Raw genomic sequence first — 4,398 nt, forward strand, 5'->3', positions numbered from 1 at the left:
CATGAATTCGCAGCGTCGCCCGTCGACAGACGGGCGACCCCACGCCCTATGGGTCGTTGATGCAGCCGGTTTAACCGGAGACGTCACGCTGGAGCTCATGCGGCGAGCGTCCCGGTCCGGCGCCCACGCGAGCTCTCACGCGATCACGCTGGGCTTCGTCCGCCCGGTCCGCTTCTCGATCTCCGCGAGGCTCCGCGACAGCGTGATGAGGTCCTTGAGCGCGGCCTGGGTCTCCTGGCCAAGGTCGCCGCCCGGGGGCTCGTACCGCTCGATGTAGACGCGCAGCGTCGCGCCGACCGTTCCGGTGCCCGACAGGCGGTAGACGATGCGCGAGCCGCCCTTGAACATGATCCGCACGCCCTGGTTCTTCGAATCCGAACCGTCGACCGGATCGTGATAGGCGAAGTCGTCAGCGGCTTCGACCGTCAGCGCGCCGAAGGTCTTGCCCGGGAGCGTGGCGGTCGCCTCGCGCAACGCCGCCACCAGCGCTTGCGCGGCGGAGAGGTCGACCTCGTCGAAGTCGTGGCGCGTATAGTAGTTGCGTCCGTAAGTTCTCCAGTGCTCGTGAACGAGGTCGAGCACCGACTTCCGGCGCTTCGCCAGAATGTTGAGCCAGAGGAGCACGGCCCAGACCCCGTCCTTCTCGCGGATATGGTCGGAGCCGGTGCCGGCGCTCTCCTCGCCGCAGAGCGTGGCGAGGCCTGCGTCGAGGAGGTTGCCGAAGAACTTCCACCCGGTCGGAGTCTCGTAGGCGCGGATGCCGAGCTTTTCGGCCACGTGGTCGACCGCCGCGCTGGTCGGCATCGAGCGGGCGACGCCGGCGAGCCCCTTCGCGTAGCCCGGCGCGAGCGTCGCGTTGGCGGCGAGGATCGCAAGCGAGTCGGACGGCGCGACATAGATCCCGCGCCCGATGATGAGATTCCGGTCGCCGTCGCCGTCCGAGGCGGCGCCGAAGTCGGGCGCGCTCGGCGACATCATCAGTTCGTAGAGGTCGTGGGCGTAGGTGAGGTTCGGATCCGGGTGATGGCCGCCGAAATCCGGCAGCGGCGTCCCGTTGACCACCGTCCCCGCTTCCGCCCCGAGCTCGCCTTCGAAGATCGCATGGGCGTAGGGGCCGGTGACGGCGTGCATGGCGTCGAAGCGCATGCGGAAGCCGGAGGCGATGAGCGCGCGGATCGCGTCAAAGTCGAACAGGGTCTTCATCAGCGAGAGATATTGCGTGACGGGATCGACGATCTCGACGGCCGCGCCCTCGAGCGTCGCCGTCCCGAGCCGGTCGATGTCGATGTCGGGAGCGTCGGAGATCTTGTAGGCGTCGATCGTCTTGGTGCGGGCGAAAATCGCATCGGTGATCTTTTCGGGCGCCGGCCCGCCGGCGCCGATATTGTACTTGACGCCGAAGTCGCCCTCGGGACCGCCCGGATTGTGGCTCGCCGACAGGATGATCCCGCCGAAGGCGCCAATATGCCGAATCAGCGCCGAGGCGGCGGGCGTCGAGAGGATTCCGCCCTTGCCGATGACGATCCGGCCGAAGCCGTTGGCCGCGGCGATTTTCGCGACGAACTGGATCGCCTCCCGGTTGTAATAACGCCCATCGCCGCCGACGACCAGCGTCTTGCCCTGAAAACCCTCGAGCGAGTCGAAGATCGACTGGATGAAATTCTCCAGATACCGGGGCGTCTGGAACTCGGGCACCTTCTTGCGCAGGCCCGAGGTGCCGGGCTTCTGGTCGGTGAACGGTTTGGTTGGGACGGTCTTGATCATGATTTGCGGTCTCCTGCGGCGAGCGCGAGCGCATTCTAGGGGAATTCCGACGGCGAGACGAGATCGGGCCGACCTCTCCGGAGGTCGTAGACGCCGCCGAGGGGCGACGTGCGGTCGGGGAGCCCGGACGGCGATCCCGCATTTCTCCTTAAGTTATTGAAATCGTTCAAAGCCTAGCTCCGAAACCGGCCCAGACAAGCCTTAAGTCATTGATCATACAGGGTTCCGGTCCGAAAGCCGCGGTCGCTCGGAAGGCGCTCGGACGGGGGCCGCTTCCTGCGGGCTTTCATGAACGTCTTGCAAACATTTGTGAAACCTTCTTAACCAATTCTGAGATATGGAGGCCAAACGATGATCGAGCGTCGCGGCCCGGCCTCGCGGGTCGGCCGGCTCAGGTTCAGGAGGGCGTCGCGCATGGCGCGCAAGTATTTCGGCACCGACGGCATTCGCGGCAAGGCCAACGCCAAGATCACCGCCGAGGTCGCCCTGAAGGTCGGACAGGCGGCGGGCCTGGCGTTCCGGCGCGGCGAGCACCGCCACCGGGTGGTGATCGGCAAGGACACCCGCCTGTCGGGCTATATGATTGAATACGCCCTGGTCGCCGGGTTCACGTCGGTCGGCGTGGACGTCCTGCTCCTCGGACCCGTGCCAACCCCGGCGGTCGCCATGCTCACCCGGTCGATGCGTTGCGACCTCGGCGTGATGATCTCGGCCTCACACAACCCTTACGAGGATAACGGCATCAAGCTGTTCGGTCCCGACGGGTACAAGCTTTCCGACGAGGTCGAGTCCCGCATCGAGGCGCTGATGGACGGCGAGGTGGCGCCGATGCTCGCCCGGTCGCCCGACCTCGGCCGCGCCAAGCGCATCGACGATGTGCAGGCGCGCTATATCGAATACGCCAAGCGGACGCTCAGCCGCGAGGTCTCGTTCGAGGGCATGCGGGTCGTCATCGACTGCGCCAACGGCGCAGCCTACAAGGTCGCGCCCGAGGCCCTTTGGGAGCTCGGCGCCGAAGTGATCAAGATCGGCGTGGGGCCGAACGGGCTCAACATCAACCAGGATGTGGGCTCGACCGCGCCGGAGGCGCTGGCCCATAAGGTCCGCGAGATGCGGGCCGACGTCGGCATTGCCCTCGACGGCGACGCCGACCGCATGATCATCGTGGATGAAAAGGGCCACGTGGTCGACGGCGACCAGGTGATGGCGGTGATCGCGGAAAGCTGGCGCGACGACGGGCGGCTCGCCAAGCCCGGGATCGTCGCGACTGTGATGTCCAACCTCGGCCTCGAGCGGTATCTCGACGGGCTCGGGTTGACGCTCGAGCGCACCGCGGTCGGCGACCGATACGTGATCGAGCGGATGCGAGAGAAGGGCTACAACGTCGGCGGCGAACAGTCCGGCCACGTCATTTTCTCCGACTATTCCACCACCGGCGACGGGCTCGTCTCGGCTCTGCAGGTGCTGGCGGTGGTGCAGAAGATCGGCAGGCCGGTCAGCGAGGTCTGCCATCGCTTCGACCCGTTGCCGCAGGTCCTGCGCAACGTGCGCTTCAGCGGCGGCAGGCCGCTCGAGAACCCGGTGGTGACGAAAGCAATTGCCGAAGCGACAGCTCGGCTCGAGGGCCGGGGGCGCCTGGTCATCCGCCCGTCCGGCACCGAGCCGGTCATCCGGGTGATGGGCGAGGCCGACGACAAGGCGCTCGTCGACGCGGCGGTCGGCGAGGTCTGCGACGCCGTCGCCCACGCCGCCGCTTGAGGCGGACGTCAATACCCTTTGGCGATCCAGCTGGCGAACGCCTGGCATAGCTGGAAGACCCGGTTGTAGTTCGACTGTTCGATCATGGCCGGGTCCGACGAGGCGGGATAATAGTACGCGGAGGCCCGCAAAGGCCGTTCGACGCCTCCCGATGTCACGACGCCGATCATCTGGTCCTGTGTCGAGCCGGCAGGGCCGCCTGCCCCGCTGTTCGGGCCGAGCAGAACGTAGTCGATGCGTACGGAAACTGGCGTTCCCGCCTGGCCGCTCGACGCGAGCGCCTCGGATATGGCGGCAGGCAGTGTGCGCGCCACCCAGCTGGCGGTCGGTTCGCCCGAGTTCTCGAGCAGCGGGCCGACGTCGACCGCCACCCCGCCGATGGGCGCCCTGCGCGCCAAAGAGGATCGGGCGAAAGCGGCAGGCGGCATAGTGACGGCGGCCAGCGAAAAGATAGCGGCGCGACGGGTCAGAAGGATCGCGGACATGGGGATGATCTCCTCAAAGACGGGCGCCGCGGCGCGCCTGTTGGCTGCCCCTCTCGAAATACGAGCTGAGCGGCTCTCCGGATGCGCCTTGCGGAAAGATATTCCCAATTTTAAGCCGATTCGATGGACGCTCCGCCGCCCGGCAGCGGCCAAGATCTTAACAACCTCTTAACTTCACGACGAAAAATGCGGCTGTCAAAAGACGCGAATCACCGTAACATGGCGGCTGTCGTCAACAGCCGAAAGGAGGTGATCCAGTGTCTCATTGTCATCAGCCCCGTATGAGCGACAGGGCCTGGGTTTTTGCCCCCGCGAAGGATTTGCTCGCGTAGCGTTCGCTGAAGGCACGTAACCGAGAGCCCCTGCGAACCCGCGCGGGCCACGACAATGG

3 protein-coding genes are annotated in these 4,398 nt (G+C 66.3%); 1 reads left to right on the top strand and 2 read right to left on the bottom strand.

Annotated elements, in window-relative coordinates; genetic code table 11:
* Window positions 1-135 precede the first annotated feature (135 nt).
* Window positions 136-1,764 carry an alpha-D-glucose phosphate-specific phosphoglucomutase gene (locus ACLP25_RS23225; RefSeq protein WP_442471497.1) on the bottom strand — a complete coding sequence of 543 codons (1,629 nt, stop codon included), beginning with the start codon at window positions 1,762-1,764 and terminating at the stop codon, window positions 136-138.
* A 414-nt stretch (window positions 1,765-2,178) separates the two neighbouring features.
* On the opposite strand from ACLP25_RS23225, the gene glmM reads away from it, so the two are divergent.
* Window positions 2,179-3,522, top strand: a complete 1,344-nt coding sequence (gene glmM / locus ACLP25_RS23230; RefSeq protein ID WP_442471499.1) for a phosphoglucosamine mutase — start codon at window positions 2,179-2,181, stop codon at window positions 3,520-3,522.
* An 8-nt stretch (window positions 3,523-3,530) separates the two neighbouring features.
* Here the strand turns inward: glmM and ACLP25_RS23235 are convergent, their stop codons facing one another.
* A complete protein-coding gene (locus ACLP25_RS23235) occupies window positions 3,531-4,007 on the bottom strand; it encodes a hypothetical protein (protein WP_442471498.1) in 477 nt (158 codons plus the stop codon).
* Window positions 4,008-4,398 lie beyond the last annotated feature (391 nt).

It is taken from the genome of Roseiarcus sp. (assembly GCF_052145395.1).
GTDB lineage: Bacteria > Pseudomonadota > Alphaproteobacteria > Rhizobiales > Beijerinckiaceae > Roseiarcus.

Coding starts and splice junctions, on each gene's coding strand:
- ACLP25_RS23235 (WP_442471498.1), bottom strand. CDS start 4,007: ATGTCCGCGATCCTTCTGACCCGTCGCGCCGCTATCTTTTCGCTGGCC.
- ACLP25_RS23225 (WP_442471497.1), bottom strand. CDS start 1,764: ATGATCAAGACCGTCCCAACCAAACCGTTCACCGACCAGAAGCCCGGC.
- glmM (WP_442471499.1), top strand. CDS start 2,179: ATGGCGCGCAAGTATTTCGGCACCGACGGCATTCGCGGCAAGGCCAAC.